This is a genomic window from Providencia sp. JGM181, from assembly GCF_018257375.1.
In the GTDB taxonomy this organism is placed as follows: Bacteria; Pseudomonadota; Gammaproteobacteria; order Enterobacterales; family Enterobacteriaceae; genus Providencia; species Providencia lanzhouensis.
Genome location: NZ_JAERJY010000244.1, coordinates 1 through 2,097, shown reverse-complemented (window position 1 = coordinate 2,097; position 2,097 = coordinate 1). Strand labels below are relative to the sequence as shown.

At 35.4% G+C, this 2,097-nt stretch carries 3 protein-coding genes; 1 reads left to right on the top strand and 2 read right to left on the bottom strand.

What is annotated here, in order from left to right; translation table 11 throughout:
• Positions 1-132: 132 nt before the first annotated feature.
• On the bottom strand, positions 133-471 hold the full coding sequence (locus tag JK188_RS17185) for a GlpM family protein (RefSeq protein ID WP_249215404.1): 339 nt from the start codon (positions 469-471) through the stop codon (positions 133-135).
• Between the two features lie 208 nt (positions 472-679).
• Between JK188_RS17185 and JK188_RS17180 the strand changes: the two genes are divergently transcribed.
• The gene (locus tag JK188_RS17180) at positions 680-1,522 is read left to right on the top strand and encodes an MBL fold metallo-hydrolase (protein ID WP_132496085.1); all 843 of its coding nucleotides are present in this window, start codon (positions 680-682) and stop codon (positions 1,520-1,522) included.
• A gap of 82 nt (positions 1,523-1,604) precedes the next feature.
• Here the strand turns inward: JK188_RS17180 and JK188_RS17175 are convergent, their stop codons facing one another.
• Positions 1,605-1,994, bottom strand: coding sequence for a nuclear transport factor 2 family protein (locus JK188_RS17175; protein ID WP_211885838.1), 390 nt, complete (start codon positions 1,992-1,994; stop codon positions 1,605-1,607).
• Between the last annotated feature and the right edge of the window lie 103 nt (positions 1,995-2,097).

Genomic DNA, 2,097 nt, shown 5'->3' with positions numbered 1-2,097 from the left:
AAGTATTATTATAAATCGTCTAAAAAATAATTCGAGTGTAAATCTAACACAGAAATGTTGTATATAAATTTAAGTACTAAAAAACACACACTTCATTAAATTTACGCAATGAAAGCGTTAAACCAATAAGTTTCACTGCATAAGCTGCCAGAAATACACTAAAACAGCTGCGGTGACTATCCAAATCAATGTTGCTAAACTTAAACAAATCCACGGTGTTAATTTGGTTGCAAAGACATAAACAGTGATTAAATACATTGCATAAGGGATTAGCGACCATAAACCAAACAATGCTGTTTTTCTTAATGCCTCCACACCTTGCTCCTGAACCACAATCACATGGGCAATTAATGCAAAAGTGGGAAACAAAGGAACCAATCCCGCAATATAATAAACTTTGCTTCGCGAGAGGATCGCGATAACTAAAACAGCGAGTGCACCAAACAAGCATTTTACCAATAAGGAAATCATAGCAAACTCAATAGGGTTAAGAGTATTTGTACTGATTATCACTCTAAACCACTCACATTGACTAGTTAGCTTTCATAAACAACCCTTTCCCGATCACATATTTAAACATGTGTTTTTTTACACCCTATATGTTTATCGATGGTTGAATATTTTTTGCCATTATTCTGATATAACCTCTTTGTATAATGAAACAACTAAAGAGATAAAAATGACAATAAAAATTTCTGTACTCGTTGATAACAACACCCTGATTGACAGTTATTTTTGTGGCGAACCCGCAGTTTGCTACCACATTGAAGCTGACGGTAAAAAAATTCTATTTGATACTGGCTATTCCGATGTTTTCATTAATAATGCCAATATCCTCAATATCGACCTTGCTCAAATTACTGACCTCGTTTTATCCCATGGTCATAATGACCACACATGGGGAATTAATCACCTTATTCAATATTTAGATCGCCGAAATGTCGAATCCCAGCAATCCAAAAAATTGATTTATCATCCGGACGCTTTGCAACCTAAAAGTTATCACTCAAAAGTTATTGGCGCGAATACCCCTAAGAATGTTTTAACCGCCTACTTTGATACAGTTGAAACTAAAGGTTCTTACTCTGTTTCTGAGAATGTCATTTTCTTAGGTGAGATCCCAAGAAATAACACGTTTGAAGGAAAAGAGCCGGTAGGTAAAACTATCGATGAACATAATAACAGTGTTGATGATTATGTACTGGATGACAGCGCCCTTGCGATTAAAACCTCCGAGGGGCTGATTGTTATTACAGGATGCTCACACTCTGGGATCTGTAACATTGTCGAGCATGCTAAGCGAGTCACTAAAATAGACAAAATTGTGACTGTCATCGGCGGATTTCATTTACAAAAAGCGTCCGATGAGCTGTTAAACCAAACCAGTGAGTATTTTAAAAAACAAAATTTATTGCAGATCCACCCATGCCATTGCACGGACTTGGCTGCTAAAATTCATTTAGCAAAACATGCCCCTGTTCAAGAAGTTGGAACCGGTATGCAACTCACTTATCCTGCATAAAATAACACTTAATCATGTAGCTAATTACAATAACCCCTATATTAGCTACATGGCTTCATGTTGATTGCCTTTATAAATATATTTATGTTCTAGAACCCAAATCATTATCGTGTTTTGAGCCTGATAACATTCTCGTCAGCTCTTCACATCGAATAATTTTTCCATCCATCAAATGAAAGCAAGCAAATACTTCAAATTCACTCACCGTGCCATCTTTTTTTATTGCTTTCGCAATATGTTGCGTATGAACACAATTTTCACCTTCTGCAATTGACTTAATTTCTATCGTAATGCTCTCGGTGGCTTCTTTTAAAACCTGCATATGCGCATAGAACTCAGAAAAATCAATCTGTTTTCCATCAACTATTTGCACATAATCCGATGAGAAGAATTGCTTGATTATAGCTAACTCTCCAATTTGTTTACCAAGAACCTCTTTTAATGCCTGCTCCACAAATACCATCTTATTCATGACTATTTCCCAATATAATATTAATTTTACATTTCTTAATGCTATATTCGGTCAAATCACATGACTTTCAATCGCTCTGTCTTTTATTGGATAAAAATACTTC

What these genes read in the sequence shown, in the direction of transcription:
- JK188_RS17185 (WP_249215404.1), bottom strand. Translation starts at nt 471, where the DNA reads ATGATTTCCTTATTGGTAAAATGCTTGTTTGGTGCACTCGCTGTTTTA.
- JK188_RS17180 (WP_132496085.1), top strand. Translation starts at nt 680, where the DNA reads ATGACAATAAAAATTTCTGTACTCGTTGATAACAACACCCTGATTGAC.
- JK188_RS17175 (WP_211885838.1), bottom strand. Translation starts at nt 1,994, where the DNA reads ATGAATAAGATGGTATTTGTGGAGCAGGCATTAAAAGAGGTTCTTGGT.